Origin of the sequence: Nocardia sp. NPDC004860, assembly GCF_040609015.1 — a bacterium.
Lineage (GTDB): Bacteria > Actinomycetota > Actinomycetes > Mycobacteriales > Mycobacteriaceae > Nocardia.
On the sequence record NZ_JBEXJI010000020.1, the window covers coordinates 83,409 to 98,666 of the forward strand.

Below are 15,258 nucleotides of genomic sequence, written 5' to 3' on the forward strand. Positions count from 1 at the left end.
TTGACAGCATGCTGTCAAACATGACAGCATGCTGTCATGCTGAAAACAGTCCACATGGCCGTGTACGACACCTTCTCGGACTGGGAGGTCGGGCATGCGACCGCACACATCAATCGCGCACTCTGGCACCGCGAGCCGGGAACCTGGCAGGTGAAGACGGTCGCCCTCGGCGCCGGGCCGATCACCTCGATGGGCGGCATGCGGGTCCTGCCCGATCTGGTTCTGGATGAGCTGAAGCCCGCCGACAGCGCCATGCTGATCCTGCCGGGATTCGAAACCGAGCGGCATTCCGAGACGCCGGCGGCCTTCGCGCGCAAGGCCCGGGAGTTTCTGGCGGCCGGGGTGCCGGTGGCGGCGATCTGCGGCGCGACCTTCGGGCTGGCGCAGGAGGGCCTGCTGGACGATCGGCGGCACACCAGCAATGACGCGGGATATCTTGCGTACAGCGGATATTCGGGTGGCGAGCACTATGTTCAGGCGACCGCGGTCACCGACGGTGACCTGATCACCGCGACCGGCACCCGGCCGGTCGATTTCGCCCGCGAGATCTTCGCGCGCCTGGGTATCTACGAGCCGCACGTACTGGAGTCCTGGTACCGGCTGTACGGAAACAATGATCCCGCGGGCTTCTACGCGTTGTTCGAGTACGAGCAGCAGCGCGCGGCGGCCGCGCAATGACCCGCACCGCGCAGCAGCTGTTCGGGGCCGCGGCCGTCACCTCGTTCAAGCTGAACGGCCAATTCCTCTCGATCGCAGAGGAATTGGCCAAGCCGTCCGGGATCACGGTCGCGTGGTGGCAGGTGCTCGGCGCGATTCTGCACGAACCGCTCCCGGTGGCCGGTATCGCCCGCGAAATGGGTATCACCCGCCAGAGCGTGCAGCGCATCGCGGATGTGCTGGCGGACAAGGGATTCGTGGAATACCGCCCCAATCCGGCGCATCGGCGCGCGAAGCTGGTGGCCATCACCGAGGCGGGTCACGACGCGGTGCGGCGGATCGACCCGCAGCACGCGGCCATGGCGAAACGGCTGGTGGCGCAGCTGGGTATCGAGCAGCTGGCCCACATCGTGGACGCGCTGACGACCCTGTCGGCCGCCCTCGACGCGCTCGAGGGCGACGCGGCGGGCATGGCCTGACTACAGCGCGAACGGGTCCTTGGTCTTGCCGACCAGGGCGGCCACCGACGGCAGGATGGTGGTCGGGCGGTACGGGAACTGCTCGACCAGGGCCGGGGTGGAGATGCCGGTGGTGACCAGGATGGTCCGCATGCCCGCCTCCAGGCCCGAGATGACGTCGGTGTCCATCCGGTCGCCGATCATGACGGTGGACTGGGAGTGGGCACCGATGCGGCGCAACGCCGATCGCATCATCAGCGGGTTGGGCTTACCGACGTAGTAGGGCCTGCGGCCGGTGGCCTCGGTGATGAGGGCGGCGACGGAGCCGGTGGCCGGAAGGATGCCTTCGCGGGACGGGCCGGTGGCGTCCGGGTTGGTGGCGATGAAGCGCGCGCCCGCGGAGATCAGCCGGATGGCGGTGGTGATGGCTTCGAAAGAGTAGGTGCGGGTTTCACCGAGCACCACGTAGTCCGGGTCGGAATCGGTGAGAACGTAACCGATTTCGTGCAGCGCGGTCGTCAGGCCGGATTCACCGACCACGTAGGCGGTGCCGCCTGGGCGCTGGTCGTTGAGGAAGGTCGCGGTGGCGAGGGCGGAGGTCCAGATGGACTCGACCGGAATGTCGAGGCCGGTGTGCCTGAGCCGGGCCTGCAGATCGCGCGCGGTGTAGATCGAATTGTTGGTGAGCACCAGGAACGGAATGTCGTTGTCGCGCAGTTCGGCAAGGAACTGATCGGCCCCGGGCACCATGTGATTCTCGTGCACGAGGACGCCGTCCATGTCGGTCAGATAGGAGAGGATCGGTTCAGCGCTCGCGTTGGTCACGCGCACATTCTCCGCTATCCCGGGACCGAACGCTCATATATTCCTGCTCTTGCCGACCGTCCGACCGGTTTCATCCCCGGAATACCGTCCGCCCACCCGGGGTTCGATCCCTTGGGTGTGACCCCTGCCGCACCGCGTTTCACCGCTGACCTATCGTGCGAAGTAGGACCGTTCTCGATGCCCGGTGTCGCGGCGGTCGTGCGGGAGGTTGGCCCGCACAGCTCGAGCGCAGCAAGGCGACAGGAGTCCCCAGGTGAAAGACCTCAAGCTCGGTTACAAGGCGTCCGCGGAACAGTTCGGCCCGCGCGAACTGGTGGAGCTCGCGGTGGAGGCGGAGGCGCACGGCCTCGACAGCGCCACCGTCTCCGACCATTTCCAGCCGTGGCGGCACAATGGCGGGCATGCCCCGTTCTCGCTGGCCTTCCTGGCCGCGGTGGGCGAGCGCACCAAGCGCATTCAGCTCGGCACTTCGGTGCTGACCCCGACCTTCCGCTACAACCCCGCGGTCATCGCACAGGCCTTCGCCACCATGGGCTGCCTGTACCCGGATCGCATCATGCTCGGCGTCGGCTCGGGTGAGGCGCTGAACGAGATCGCCACCGGGTTCCAGGGCGAATGGCCGGAGTTCAAGGAGCGTTTCGCGCGGCTGCGCGAGTCGGTGGACCTGATGCGCGCACTGTGGACGGGCGAGCGGGTGGACTTCGACGGCCAGTACTACAAGACCGTCGGCGCCTCGATCTACGACGTGCCCAAGGGCGGCATCCCGGTCTACATCGCCGCGGGCGGCCCGCTGGTGGCCCGTTATGCCGGCCGCGCCGGTGACGGTTTCATCTGCACCTCCGGCAAGGGCATGGACCTCTACACCGAGAAGCTGATGCCCGCCGTCGCGGAGGGTGCCGCCAAGGCCGGCCGCTCCGTCGACGACATCGACCGGATGATCGAGATCAAGATCTCCTACGACACCGATCCCGTTCTGGCACTGGAGAACACCCGATTCTGGGCCCCGCTCTCGCTGACCGCGGAGCAGAAGCACTCCATCACCGATCCCATCGAAATGGAGGCGGCCGCCGACGCGCTGCCGATCGAGCAGATCGCCAAGCGCTGGATCGTGGCCAGCGATCCGGACCAGGCGGTCGAGCAGATCAAGCCGTACCTGGACGCGGGCCTGAACCACCTGGTCTTCCACGCGCCCGGTCATGATCAGCGCCGGTTCCTGGATCTGTTCCAGCGCGATCTGGCGCCCCGCCTGCGCGCAATCGGGTAGGCGCGGAAATCAGCCCATAACGGTCGGTAGGCTTTCGCCCATGGCTGCCACACCGGTTTCCAGTGTGTACATCGCGTCCCCCGAGGGCGACACCGGCAAGTCGACGGTGGCGCTCGGCGTCCTGCAGGCCCTCGCGGCGACCACGCCGCGAGTGGGCGTGTTCCGGCCGATCACCAGGTCCGCGATCGGGCGCGACTACATTCTCGAGCTGTTGCTCGAGCACTCCACCGCCGATGTCGACTACGACCAGGCCATCGGCGTCACCTACGAACAGGTGCACGAGGATCCGGACGCGGCGATCAGCGAGATCGTCATGCGGTACCATGCGGTCGCCAAGCAGTGCGACGCCGTGCTCATCGTCGGCTCGGACTACACCGATGTCGCCAGCCCCAGCGAACTGCGCTACAACGCCCGCATCGCGGTGAACCTCGGCGCGCCCGTACTGCTGGTGGTGCGCGGAATGGGCCGCACCCCTGAGGAATTGGGCCAGCTGGTGGAGCTGTGCCGCGCCGAGCTGGCGGCCGAGCACGCCAAGCTGGTGGCGGTGATCGCCAACCGGTGCGAGCCCGGGCAGCTGGAAGCCGACGCCGCCGCCCTGAAGCGGGCCTGCACCGTGCCGTCCTGGACGCTGCCGGAGGTGCCGCTGCTGCAGGCGCCCACCATGGAGGAGTTGCGCGAGGCGATCGGCGGCGAACTCTACAGCGGCGACCCGGAACTCATGCAGCGCGAGGCGCTCGAGGTGATCGTCGGCGGTATGACCGCCGAGCACATTCTGGAACGCCTCGCCGACGGCGTCGCCGTCATCACCCCCGGTGACCGCTCCGACGTGCTGCTCGCGCTGGTGAACGCCCATGAGGCGGAGGGCTTTCCGTCGCTGGCCGGCATCATCATGAACGGCGGCATGCTGCCCGAGCCGTCCATCGCGCGGCTGATGGCGGGCCTCAAACCCAAGCTGCCCATCCTCGCCACCGACCTCGGCACCTTCGAGACCGCCAAGGCCACCGCGCTCACCCGCGGCCGCGTCTCGCTGTCCAGCATCCGCAAGGTGGACACCGCGCTGGCCCTCATGGAGCAGCGGGTCGATCCGCGGGAACTGCTGCGGCAGATCGAGATTCCCATCCCGAACATCGTCACCCCGCAGATGTTCGAGTACCAGCTCATCGACCGCGCCCGCAACGACCGCAAGCGCATCGTGCTGCCCGAGGGCGACGACGACCGCATTCTGCGCGCGGCCGGGCGGGTGCTGCAGCGCAAGATCGCCGACCTCACCATCCTCGGCGAGGAGGCGGCGGTGCGCGGCCGCGCCGCCGAACTCGGGGTGGACATCGAGGCCGCCGAGGTGCTCGACCCCAAGACCTGCCCGCTGCGCGACGAATTCGCCGAGGAGTACGCCCGCCTGCGTGCCCACAAGGGCATGACGGTGGACCGCGCCCGCGAATTCATGAGCGACATCTCGTATTTCGGCACCATGATGGTGCACATGGGGGTCGCCGACGGCATGGTGTCGGGCGCGGCGCACACCACCGCGCACACCATCCGCCCGTCCTTCGAGATCATCAAGACCGAGCCGGGCGTGTCGACGGTGTCCAGCGTCTTCCTCATGTGCCTGGCCGACCGGGTGCTGGTGTACGGCGACTGCGCCGTGGTGCCGGACCCGACCTCCGACCAGCTGGCCGATATCGCCATCTCCTCCGCCCGCACCGCCGTCCAGTTCGGCATCGATCCGCGCGTGGCCATGCTCTCCTATTCCACGGGTGAGTCGGGTTCCGGCGCGGACGTCGACAAGGTGCGCGCCGGCACCAAGCTGGTGCACGAGCGGGCGCCGGAACTGCTGGTGGAGGGGCCGATTCAATACGACGCCGCCATCGAGCCCACGGTGGCCAAGACCAAGCTGCCGAATTCCCAAGTGGCGGGCCAGGCGACGGTCTTCATCTTCCCGGACCTCAATACCGGCAACAACACCTACAAGGCGGTGCAGCGCAGCGCCGGGGCCGTCGCCATCGGCCCGGTGCTGCAGGGTCTGCGCAAGCCGGTCAACGATCTGTCGCGGGGCGCGCTGGTCGCGGACATCGTGAACACCGTCGCGATCACCGCGATTCAGGCTCAGCAGGAGGCGTGATGAAGGTTCTGGTGATCAATTCCGGATCCTCGTCCATCAAATATCAGCTGCTCGATCCGGCGACCGCCGATGTGTGCGCGCAGGGCGTGGTGCAGCGCATCGGCGAGGCGGTCGAGCGGGATGCGGTGACCGTCGAACACACCTCGGGCGAGAAGACTTTCGAGTATCAGGGGCCCATCGCCGATCACGCGCAGGGCCTGCGGGTGGTGTTCGATCTGTTCATCGCGAGCGGCCAGGATCTGGCGCACGCGGATCTGGCCGCGGTCGGGCACCGGGTGGTGCACGGCGGTGAGGTCTTCTACCAGCCGACGCTCATCACCGACGCGGTGGTGCAGGCCATCGTCGACCTGTCCTCCCTTGCGCCGCTGCACAATCCGCCCAATGTCATCGGCATCGAGTCGGCGCGCGCGCTGCTGCCGGACGTGCCGCAGGTCGCGGTGTTCGACACCGCCTTCTTCCACAATCTGCCCGCCGCGGCGAAGACCTACGCCATCGACGCGGAAATCGCGGCGGCGCACGGTGTTCGCAAGTACGGTTTCCACGGCACCTCGCACGATTACGTGTCCGGCCAGGTCGCGGCCTTCCTCGGGAAGGACAGAACCGAGCTGAACCAGATCGTGCTGCACCTCGGCAACGGCGCGTCGGCCTCGGCCATCCGGGCCGGGCAGGCGGTGGACACCTCCATGGGCCTGACCCCGTTGGAGGGCCTGGTCATGGGAACCCGGTCCGGGGATCTGGATCCGGGGATCATCTTCCATCTCATCCGTACCGCGGACATGGATGTGAACGATGTGGACGCCCTGCTCAACCGGAACTCCGGGATCAAGGGCATCTCCGGTGTCAATGACTTCCGGGAGCTCGGCCGCCTCATCGAAACCGGCCATCCGACCGCGAAATTGGCGTTCGACGTCTACATCCACCGGCTGCGCCGCTACATCGGCGCCTACCTGATCGAGCTGGGGACGGTGGACGCCATCACCTTCACCGCCGGTGTCGGTGAGAACGACGCCAAGGTGCGCGCCGAGTCGCTGGCGGGGCTGGAGCGGTACGGGATTCGCATCGACGCCGACCGGAACACCGCGAAAGACCGTACGGCCCGGCGCATCTCGACCGGCGACTCGGATGTGTCGGTGCTGGTGGTCCCGACCAACGAGGAACTCGCCATCGCCCGCGCCGCCGCCGATCTGGTCGGCTGAGCGCCGCCGCACCCCGCATGGCGATTCGGACTTCACGAAAACATCATGATGGACCTGGCATGGTGGTCACCGGATCCGGTTAGCCCGGTCCACCGGAACCCGTGTCGCACCACGCACAACCGTGGTAGGGGCCGAAATTCCCTCGCCGGCCCCGTGGTTCGCAGACTGCCTCTGTGACCGCCGCGGGCGACACGGGACTCTTCCGGTGCCTCAGAACCAGGATTTGGCGCGCACCGCGTTGGCCAGATCCACCAGCGCGTACCGGTGGGTGCGTTCGGGCGCGGAGCGGGCCAGGCCGCGCAGGCCGGTCTCGATGCCGCGCCGGAGATCCCGCTCGGTGAACGGTGACCCGAACAGCTTGGAACCGGCCGATCTCGGCTGCTTCCCGGCCTGTACCCAGCCCAGCGCGATCCCCAGGGTGAGAATCCGCAGCTGGGCCGCGCGACCCTCGCCGGGCGGCAGATCCTGCACCCGCGCCGCCGCCACCCGCAGTGTCGACTCGTCCAGTTCCGCGGCGGGCGCGCAGGTCAGCAGCATGAGAATGGCCGTCATCCGGGCCTCCGCGTAATGCCGTGAGGCGGGCGGCACCTGATCCAGCGCGTGCACGGCGGCGGTGGTGTTCCCGGCCGCGGCCAGCTGGCGGGCCAGGCCGAAGGCGGCGCTCACCACGCCCCGATCGGTGCGCCACACGGTGGCGTAGTAGTTCTCGGCGTAGGACCGCCATTCCTCGGGATCGGGCGAATCCCAGTGCTGGAGAACGAGTTCCGCGGTGGCGGCCAGCGCCAGCTTGGGCGCGATCTCGCCGGGCAGCGCCTCCAGCACGGTGTCGAAGCGGGCGAAGGCGCGCTCGTACTCCAGTTCCAGCAGCTCGGTCAGGCCCAGGTACCAGTCGATGCGCCAGTCCGGGGCCGGCGGCAGCGGCTCGTCGGTGAGCCGGGCCAGCAGCATGCGGGCGGCCGCGGGCTCGTCGAGGTCCAGGTGGGCGCGGGCCTCGGCCAGCGTCACCTCCAGTTCGAAAGTCTCGGGCGCCCCGCCGGGTTCAGCCGACGCGCGCTGGCGGGCGTGCCGCAGTTCGTCGAGGGAGTGCCGGGGTTCGGGATGCGCGGCCCCGGCCAGCAGCGGCGCGGACGGGTCGCCCGGATCGATGATGGGCACCGGCAGCGCCGCCACCACATCGCGGGGCTGCAGCAGGGTGTCGCGGGGGACGCCGTCGATGATGCCGTCGGTCTGCGCGATGAGCTCGCCGGTGCCGAAACTGGTGCGCGGCGGGCTGAACAGCGTGGACAGCTGCGGATGCTCATTGCCGGTCTCGACGGCCAGGATCTCCCGCAGCACGCCGGTGAGCTGGGTGGCGAGCAGGCGTGCGGAGGGGAAGCGGCGCTCCGGGTCCGGGTGGGTGGCGCGCAGCAGCAGCCGGTAGAGGAACGGGTGCCGGGCCAGCACCGGCTGCTCCTTCGGATCCGGGATGCCGTCGACGTAGGCGCCGCGTTCCATCGGCAGGTGCAGGGTGAGCACGGCCAGCGTGCGGCCCACGGTGTAGATGTCGGAGGCCACCGTCGGCCCGGTCTGCCCGATCTCGGGCGCCTGGAATCCCCTGGTGCCGTACAGGTTTCCGTACGCCTCGAACTGGGTGACCGCGCCCAGGTCGATGAGCTCCACGCGGTCGGTGGTGATCATGATGTTGTCGGGCTTGAGGTCGTTGTAGGCCAGCCCCACCGAATGCAGATAGTCCAGGGCCGGAAGGATTTCCAGCAGGTAGGCGATGGCCTCGGCGACCGGCATGCGGTCGGGCGCATGGTGATCGAGCAGATCGCGCAGCGAAGGCCCGCCCACGTACTCCATGACGATGTAGCCGATCGGCGTCCCGTCCGGCCCCGGGTGTTCCACGAAGTTGTGGATCTTCACGATGCTCGGATGCACGACCTCGGCCAGGAACTGCCGTTCCGCCAGCGCGACCGCCTGTGCCTCGGCGTCACCGGCGTGCAACAGGCCCTTGAGCACCACCCAGCGGTCGCTCACATTGCGGTCGATGGCCAGGTAGATCCAGCCCAGTCCGCCGTGCGCGATACAGCCCTGGATCTCGTACTGTCCCGCCACCCGGTCGCCGGGATACAGCGAGGGCCGGAAATCGTAAGGCGCACCGCAGGTCTGGCAGGTGCCCGCGGTGGTGGACACCTGGGTCGGGGAGGCCCGCCCGACCGGCTTGCCGCACCGCCAGCAGAACCGCCGCCCCTCGGCCACCACCGGATCGTCGAGCACGGCGGCTTCCGGATCCACCGGTTCCACCGCCGGGATCGGCACCAGTCCGGCCCCGAGCCGCCGCACCGCGGGGCGCGGGCGGGTCATGCGGGCGGTGCGCTGGGAGGGCCGGGTCGGAGTGCGCGACTCGTCCTCGGCGCTCGAAACACCCGGCGCCACCGGGATTTCCGGTTCCACGGCGGTCGGCTCCGTGCCGGGGGATTCCGCGCGCGGCGTCGGCTCGGTGCGCTGGGCGGGCCGGGTGCCCGCGCCATCGTCGTCGCCGGCCGGTGCGTGCCGCGTGGTCACCTCGGTCCGGGCGGGCCAGTACGGCCCCACGGTCATCTCGGTGCGCGCGACCGCCTGCGTCCCCTCGGGCTGTTCCGGTGTGGTCATCGTCAGTCCTGATACCTCGGGGGCGGCGGAATGGCGGCGTCGCCGAGCTCGGTCACCAGCCAGCGGCGGTAGAGCCGGTTCCAGGTCCCGTCCGCGCGAAGGCGTTCCAGGGTGCCGTTGACGAAGCGGACCAGATCGTCCGCGCCCTTGGAGATGCCGATCCCGTACTGCTCGGTGCTCAGGTCGGGGCCGACCACCTCGGTGGCCGGATCCTGCTCGGCCAGCCCGGCCAGCACGGTGTCGTCGGTGCTGACCGCGTCCACCTGCCGCTGCTGCAGCACCACCAGGCAGTCGGCCCAGGTGGGCACGGTGAGGATGGACGCGGCGGGCTGCGCGCGCCGGACCAGGTCCAGCGAGGTGGTGCCGTTGACCAAGCACAGCCGTTTGCCCGCCAGATCGGTGAGTCCGTTGATGCCGGAGTTGCGCACGGCCAGCACGCGCTGATGCGCCTGCAGATACGAGGTGGAGAAGGTAACCGTCTGCCGCCGTTGACAATTGATGGTCATGGTCTTCACCACCACGTCCACGGTGTGCTCCTGCAGCGCCCGCTCGCGGTCGGCGGAGCCGAGGATCCGGAACTCCAGCGCCGCCGGATCGCCCAGCAGGTCCCGGGCCAGCTCGCGGGCGATCTCCACATCGAATCCGGCGAGCGTGCCGCTGGCCGGATCCCGGAAGCTGAACAGATTGCTGCCCGGGTCCAGGCCGACCAGCAGCCGCCCTCGCGCCCGGATGGCGTCGATGTCCGGCCCGTTCCTGGTGCCGTTGGGCCGCAGGCTCGCGGTCGGGTCACCGCAGTCGGTCACCTCCGGCGGCGGCGCGGTCTGGGTCTGTGCCGCAACGGCTCCCGACGGCAGCGGCGGCTCGACATAGCTGGGCACCCGGGTCGAGGGCGCGGGCGGCGGCGGACCGGTGTCGCCGCAGGCGGCCGTGCAGGCCACGGCCGCGGCCAGGGCCGCGAGAGTCAGGGAGCGGACGGGTCTTCGGGTCATCGGTACTCCCGCAGTCGGGGCCAGAGCCCGGCCGCGATCAGCACGGCGGTGGCGGTGCTCAGCACCAGCGCCCCGGGGCCGAGCAGGTCCAGCGCGCGGGCGGCATGCGAGGTGTCGGTACGCAGCATGTTCCGGGTGTCGGCGATGCCGTCGCCGAGCGCGCGGTCCAGCGCGTCGGTCTGGGCGGCGGCCTCGTTGGCGCCCGGCCCGGTGGCGACCGCGGCCGCACCGAGGAAGTCGCCCTTGGACAGCGCGTCGTTCATGCGCTGGTGCGCGGCCCGCCAGCGGTCCAGGGCGCCCGCCGCGGTCTGCACGTCGCGCGCGCCGGGCGCGTCGGTTCGATAGCCGGACAGGATGTTTCGCAGTTTGTCGATGGCCTGGTCGTAGGCCTTGTCGTAGTCCGCGCTGGTGTCGCGGCGCACCAGCTTGAGGGTCTCCGCGGTGCGGGCCTGCTGGGCCAGGATGCGGCTCTGGGTGAGCGCCGTGGTGGGGGTGCTGCCCTGGTCGCGGGCGTGGGTGGTGTCCACCGCGGAGATGATGCCCGCGATCACCGTCCAGGCCAGCAGCACCACCATGGTCCCGGTGGCCAGCAGCAGCCCGAGATTGAGCACCCGGTGCCAGCGCCGGTACAGGAACAGCTGTGCCGCGATCAGCGCCGCCACCACCAGCAGCGGCAGCAGGATGGCGGGCCAGGGCGGGCGCACGTGAGTGTGCTGGGTGGCGGTGATGGCGGTGGACCTGTGCTCCTGCAGTTCCTGCGCCATCGGCAGCAGCGTCCCCTGCATGAGGTTGGACGCCTCGCTCAGATAGGCCGCGCCCACCGGCTCCCCGGCGCGGTTGTTGACCCGCGCGGTCTCGATGACGCCGGTGTACACCGGCAGTCCGGTGGCGATGCCGCTGCGCAGCCGCGTATCGGTCTCCCCGTCACTGCGATTGGACTGGGTCACCAGTTCGGCCGCGGCCTCGCCGACCGCCTGGTTGTACCGGTCACGCACCGGCTTCGGTTCCAGCCCACCGGAAATGAAGGCGGCACCGGCCGAGGCGTCGGCCACCGACAGGGAGGTGTAGAGCCGCTGCGCCGAATAGGCATCGGGCTCCGACTGATCCAGCAGAACGTCCAGGGCGTGTTGCCGGTTGGTCACCGCGGTGGCGGTCACGAGGCCGGCCGCCACGCACAGGCTCAGCAGGACCAGCCCGATGGCGATCAGTTTGGCCGGGGAGGACTGGGCGAAACTGCGCAACTCGGTGGTCGCGAAGCGTTCGCGCCAGGCCGCCGCGGCGGTGCGCGGGGACAGCTCCGCGAGCCGCAATTCCTCGGTGCGAGCCATCCTCACCTCCTACTGACCGATATCGAACGACCGACTTGTTGCTGCCGGATGAGCTTATTGTGGACGTACCGCCGCTGTGACGCGGGAATCCCCGCGGTCTGCTCCGCCGAGCGGGGACGGTGCACGGCAGTGCGGTCGGACGATGGGATTGCGAAGATGCGTGGTGATGGGGACGGGTGGGCGGAGAGTCCGGATGGCACCCGCCAGTGGGGTCGTTTCGGCGCTGCCGGACTGTTGCTGCGCGCCCCGCTGGCCGGCGGCGGATCTGCAGTCCTGCTGCATCATCGGGCCGCCTGGACCCATCAGGGCGGGACCTGGGCGCTGCCCGGCGGAGCCCGCGACTCCCACGAGACCAGCGTGCACGCGGCCGTCCGCGAGGCCGAGGAGGAGGCCGGTATCGCGCCCGGCTCGATCCGGGTGCGCGGATCCCGCGTGACCGCGACCGCGCCCAGTGGCTGGACCTACACCACCGTCATCGCCGATGCCGCCGATCAACTGCGCACTCGCGGCAACCAGGAGAGTCAGGACCTGATCTGGGTGCCCGAGGACGAGGTCGAGGACCGGCCGCTGCACCCCGGCTTCGCCGCCGCCTGGCCCGCCCTGCGCGCCACGCCCACCCTGATCAGTCTCGAGGGAATCGCCGATACCGGCGCGGTGGCGGCCGCGTTGCCGCGCACCCTGGATCTGGCCGGGCAGGGATTCCTCTGGCTGCATTCGAATGGCGACGGGGCCGGCCGCACCGCCCGCATCGGCGCGCCCGCATCGGTCACGGAACAGACCAATTTGGCCGGAAATGTGTTGTTCCTCACTTTGGACCAGGTGTTGTCTTGAGGCGTGACAACGCGCGAGGTTCCCACCTACTGCCGGATCTGTGAGCCCCTCTGCGGGCTGATCGCCACCGTCGAGGACGGGAAGCTGGTGCGCCTGCGCGCCGACAAGGACCATCCGCTCTCCCGCGGCAACGCCTGCCCCAAGGGCATCGCCTTCACCGAGATCCAGAACGATCCCGACCGGGTGCTGTATCCCCTGCGGCGCACGGCCTCCGGCGCGTTCGAACGGGTCTCCTGGGACACGGCGCTGGACGAGATCGGCGCACGCCTGCGCGAGCTCATCCGCGAGCACGGAATCGAGAGTCTCGGCTGGTATTTCGGCAATCCGTCCTCCTTCTCCTATTCACACACCCTGTGGATGGTGGGTTTCCAGCTGGCCGCCGGGCTGAAGCACGTGTATTCGGCCGGTTCCCAGGACATCAACAACCGCTTCGTGGCCAGCGAGCTGCTCTACGGCTCCCTCACCACCGTGCCGGTGCCCGATCTGGACCGCACCGATTTCCTGCTCATGCTGGGCGCGAATCCCCTTGTCTCGCACGGCAGTGTGCTGAGCGCGCCGCGTATCCGCGAGAAGCTCACCGCCATCACGAAGCGGGGCGGGCGGGTGGTGGTGGTCGACCCGCGAAACACCGAGACCGCCAAGTTGTTCGAGCACGTCGGCGTGCGACCAGACGGTGACGCCTGGCTGCTGGCCTCTCTGTTGCAGGTGATCTTCGACGAGGGTCTGGAAGACACCGCGGCGCTGCGCCGCCAGGCCGGCGGCGCACGTGAATTACGGGATGCCGTAGCGCGTTTCACGCCCGAATTCACCGCCGAGGTCACCGGCCTCGAACCGGATCGGGTGCGCGCCCTGGCCCGCGATCTGGCCCGCGCCGAATCCGCCGCGGTTTACGGTCGCACCGGCACCTGCCTGGGCAGGCATGCGACCCTGGTGGCCTTCCTCATCGACGTCCTGTCCCTGGTGACCGGAAACCTCGACAGGCCGGGCGGTTCGGTCTTCGGCAAGGAACTGGTGGCGGTCTCCGAGCTGAGCGCCCGCCTCGGTTTCGCCGGCTACGGCAAGAACCATTCCCGCATCGGCGGATTCCCGGACGTGCTGGGTACCTTCCCGGCCGCCATCATGGCCAAGGAGATCACCACGCCCGGCCCGGGGCAGCTGCGTGCCCTGTTCACCTCGGCGGGCAATCCGGTTTCCTCGGTGCCCAATGGGCGCGAACTGGCCGCCGCGCTCACCGAACTGGACCTGTTCGTTTCCATGGACATATATGTCAACGACACCAACAGGATCGCCGACTACATCCTCCCGGCGACCACTTTCCTGGAGCGCGACGACATTCCGCTGCCCTTCACCGCGTTCTCCCCGACGCCGTACACCCAGTACACCGAGCGGGTCGTCGAACCATATGGGGAGGCTCGCGAGGAATGGCGGATCATCGACGCCATCGCGACCCGGATCGGTGTGCAGCCCTTCGCTATCGGCCCGGCCCGCCCGGCCGGTCGCCTGCTGAGCGCGCTGCGCCGCCGCGTCCCGGGCCTCGGCTCCGCCCGGCCCACCCCGACCCTGCTGGCCGATCTGGCCCTGCGCACCGGCCCCTACGGCGACCGATTCGGCCTGCGCCGCAATGGCCTCAGCCTGCGCATGCTGCGCCGTCACCCGCACGGGGTGGTGCTCGCCGACAGCATCGCCACCGGGGTGCTGCGGAACGTGGTGCGGCACAAGGGTGGCCGCGTCCGGCTGGATCCGGACGAGATCATCGGCGAACTGCGCGCCCTCAGCGCGCGGCCGGCCGATCCGGCCTATCCGCTGCGCGTCATCGGCCTGCGCGAACTGAAATCGCACAACTCGTGGATGCACAATGCCGAGCCGCTCATGCGCGGCGACCGCGAGCACGCCGCCCGCATCAACCCCAAAGACGCGGCGGTGGCGGGCATTTCCGACGGTGATCGTTGCCGGGTCACCTCCGCGCACGGCGCCATCGAGGTGACCGCCCGGCTCACCGAGGACATGACCGAGGGCACCGTGGCCATTCCGCACGGCTGGGGTCACGACGGCGGCTGGCAGCGCGCCAATGCCGCCGGGGGCGCGAACGTGAACGACCTGATGTCCACCGATCTCGCCGATGTGGAACGCCTCGCGGGCATGTCCAACCTGAACGGCGTCCCGATCCGCCTCGACCCGGTCGGTTAGCTAGCGGTCGTTCTCCAGGATCCGCTGCTTGATGGCGCGGGCGGCGGCCTGCGGATCGTCGGCCTCGGTAATGGCCCGCACCACCACGATTCGCGTCGCGCCCGCGTCCAGCACCTCGGGCAGGCTGCGGGCGTCGATGCCGCCGATGGCGAACCACGGGCGCTGTGTGTGCGAATCCGCCGTGGACCGGACCAGGTCGATGCCCGCGGGGGTGCGGCCCGGCTTGGTCGGGGTGGCGTACACCGGTCCGGTGCAGAAATAGTCGATGTGCTCGTCCACCGCGGCCAGTCCGGCCTGCGCGCGATTGTGCGTCGAGCGGCCCAGCACCACCTCGCCGCCCAGGATCTGCCGTGCGTACCAGGGCGGCAGGTCGCCCTGGCCCAGGTGCAGCACGTCCACCCCGGCCGCGAGCGCGATATCGGCGCGGTCGTTGCACGCGACCAGGGCGCCGTGGCGGCGGGCGGCGGCCTTCAGCTCGGCCAGCGCACCCAGTTCGGCCTTGGCCTCGAGCGGCCCGAACTGCTTCTCCCCGGGCGAGCCCTTGTCCCGCAGCTGGATGATGTCGACGCCGCCGGCCAGGGCCGCCTCGGCGAACTCCGCCAGGTCACCCCGGTCCCGGCGGGCGTCGGTGCACAGGTACAGCCGCGCGGTGGCGAGGCGTTCCCGTGGGGTGGCGGGCCGGTTCGGGTGGGAGGGTTGCACAGCTTCGACGGTAGTCGCGCTACGGTGTTCGAGTCGAAACGACCCGAGGGAGCGCACCCGGCGTGCAG

12 protein-coding genes are annotated in these 15,258 nt (G+C 69.6%); 7 read left to right on the forward strand and 5 right to left on the reverse strand.

Going from position 1 to position 15,258, the window contains the following annotated elements; genetic code table 11:
• Positions 1-36: 36 nt before the first annotated feature.
• Positions 37-678 (forward strand): type 1 glutamine amidotransferase family protein, encoded by a 642-nt coding sequence (locus tag ABZV44_RS30065; protein WP_354843439.1) that lies wholly within the window; start codon positions 37-39, stop codon positions 676-678.
• A complete protein-coding gene (locus ABZV44_RS30070) occupies positions 675-1,136 on the forward strand; it encodes a MarR family transcriptional regulator (RefSeq protein ID WP_354843442.1) in 462 nt (153 codons plus the stop codon). The genes ABZV44_RS30065 and ABZV44_RS30070 overlap by 4 nt, the downstream gene beginning before the upstream one ends.
• On the opposite strand, the gene ABZV44_RS30075 is transcribed toward ABZV44_RS30070, so the two are convergent.
• On the reverse strand, positions 1,137-1,895 hold the full coding sequence (locus ABZV44_RS30075; RefSeq protein ID WP_354843648.1) for an HAD-IIA family hydrolase: 759 nt from the start codon (positions 1,893-1,895) through the stop codon (positions 1,137-1,139).
• 298 nt (positions 1,896-2,193) lie between these two features.
• Here ABZV44_RS30075 and fgd point away from each other — a divergent pair, with 298 nt between their 5' ends.
• From fgd to ABZV44_RS30090, 3 genes are read left to right on the forward strand one after another with little or no spacing between them, the layout of a single operon-like run.
• A complete protein-coding gene (gene fgd / locus ABZV44_RS30080) occupies positions 2,194-3,204 on the forward strand; it encodes a glucose-6-phosphate dehydrogenase (coenzyme-F420) (protein WP_354843444.1) in 1,011 nt (336 codons plus the stop codon).
• A gap of 40 nt (positions 3,205-3,244) precedes the next feature.
• Positions 3,245-5,323, forward strand: a complete 2,079-nt coding sequence (gene pta, locus ABZV44_RS30085) for a phosphate acetyltransferase (RefSeq protein WP_354843446.1) — start codon at positions 3,245-3,247, stop codon at positions 5,321-5,323.
• Entirely contained in the window at positions 5,323-6,519 is a 1,197-nt protein-coding gene (locus ABZV44_RS30090) for an acetate kinase (RefSeq protein ID WP_354843449.1), read from the forward strand. The genes pta and ABZV44_RS30090 overlap by 1 nt, the downstream gene beginning before the upstream one ends.
• Before the next feature lie 210 nt (positions 6,520-6,729).
• On the opposite strand, the gene ABZV44_RS30095 is transcribed toward ABZV44_RS30090, so the two are convergent.
• The 3 genes from ABZV44_RS30095 to ABZV44_RS30105 are packed head-to-tail and all read right to left on the reverse strand — an operon-like array spanning position 6,730 to position 11,470.
• Positions 6,730-9,153: a tetratricopeptide repeat protein gene (locus ABZV44_RS30095; protein ID WP_354843452.1), complete on the reverse strand. Its 2,424-nt coding sequence runs from the start codon at positions 9,151-9,153 to the stop codon at positions 6,730-6,732.
• Between the two features lie 2 nt (positions 9,154-9,155).
• Positions 9,156-10,142 carry a glutamate ABC transporter substrate-binding protein gene (locus tag ABZV44_RS30100; protein ID WP_354843454.1) on the reverse strand — a complete coding sequence of 329 codons (987 nt, stop codon included), beginning with the start codon at positions 10,140-10,142 and terminating at the stop codon, positions 9,156-9,158.
• Positions 10,139-11,470, reverse strand: coding sequence for a hypothetical protein (locus ABZV44_RS30105; protein WP_354843457.1), 1,332 nt, complete (start codon positions 11,468-11,470; stop codon positions 10,139-10,141). The genes ABZV44_RS30100 and ABZV44_RS30105 overlap by 4 nt, the downstream gene beginning before the upstream one ends.
• A 156-nt stretch (positions 11,471-11,626) precedes the next feature.
• On the opposite strand from ABZV44_RS30105, the gene ABZV44_RS30110 reads away from it, so the two are divergent.
• On the forward strand, positions 11,627-12,301 hold the full coding sequence (locus ABZV44_RS30110) for an NUDIX domain-containing protein (protein ID WP_354843459.1): 675 nt from the start codon (positions 11,627-11,629) through the stop codon (positions 12,299-12,301).
• Positions 12,302-12,304: 3 nt separating this feature from the next.
• Positions 12,305-14,488, forward strand: a complete 2,184-nt coding sequence (locus tag ABZV44_RS30115) for a molybdopterin-dependent oxidoreductase (protein WP_354843461.1) — start codon at positions 12,305-12,307, stop codon at positions 14,486-14,488.
• Here the strand turns inward: ABZV44_RS30115 and thiE are convergent, their stop codons facing one another.
• Positions 14,489-15,190, reverse strand: a complete 702-nt coding sequence (gene thiE, locus ABZV44_RS30120; RefSeq protein ID WP_354843464.1) for a thiamine phosphate synthase — start codon at positions 15,188-15,190, stop codon at positions 14,489-14,491.
• Positions 15,191-15,258: the final 68 nt, after the last annotated feature.

Coding starts and splice junctions, on each gene's coding strand:
- ABZV44_RS30065 (WP_354843439.1), top strand. CDS start 37: ATGCTGAAAACAGTCCACATGGCCGTGTACGACACCTTCTCGGACTGG.
- ABZV44_RS30070 (WP_354843442.1), top strand. CDS start 675: ATGACCCGCACCGCGCAGCAGCTGTTCGGGGCCGCGGCCGTCACCTCG.
- ABZV44_RS30075 (WP_354843648.1), bottom strand. CDS start 1,895: ATGGACGGCGTCCTCGTGCACGAGAATCACATGGTGCCCGGGGCCGAT.
- pta (WP_354843446.1), top strand. CDS start 3,245: ATGGCTGCCACACCGGTTTCCAGTGTGTACATCGCGTCCCCCGAGGGC.
- ABZV44_RS30090 (WP_354843449.1), top strand. CDS start 5,323: ATGAAGGTTCTGGTGATCAATTCCGGATCCTCGTCCATCAAATATCAG.
- ABZV44_RS30095 (WP_354843452.1), bottom strand. CDS start 9,153: ATGACCACACCGGAACAGCCCGAGGGGACGCAGGCGGTCGCGCGCACC.
- ABZV44_RS30100 (WP_354843454.1), bottom strand. CDS start 10,142: ATGACCCGAAGACCCGTCCGCTCCCTGACTCTCGCGGCCCTGGCCGCG.
- ABZV44_RS30105 (WP_354843457.1), bottom strand. CDS start 11,470: ATGGCTCGCACCGAGGAATTGCGGCTCGCGGAGCTGTCCCCGCGCACC.
- ABZV44_RS30110 (WP_354843459.1), top strand. CDS start 11,627: ATGCGTGGTGATGGGGACGGGTGGGCGGAGAGTCCGGATGGCACCCGC.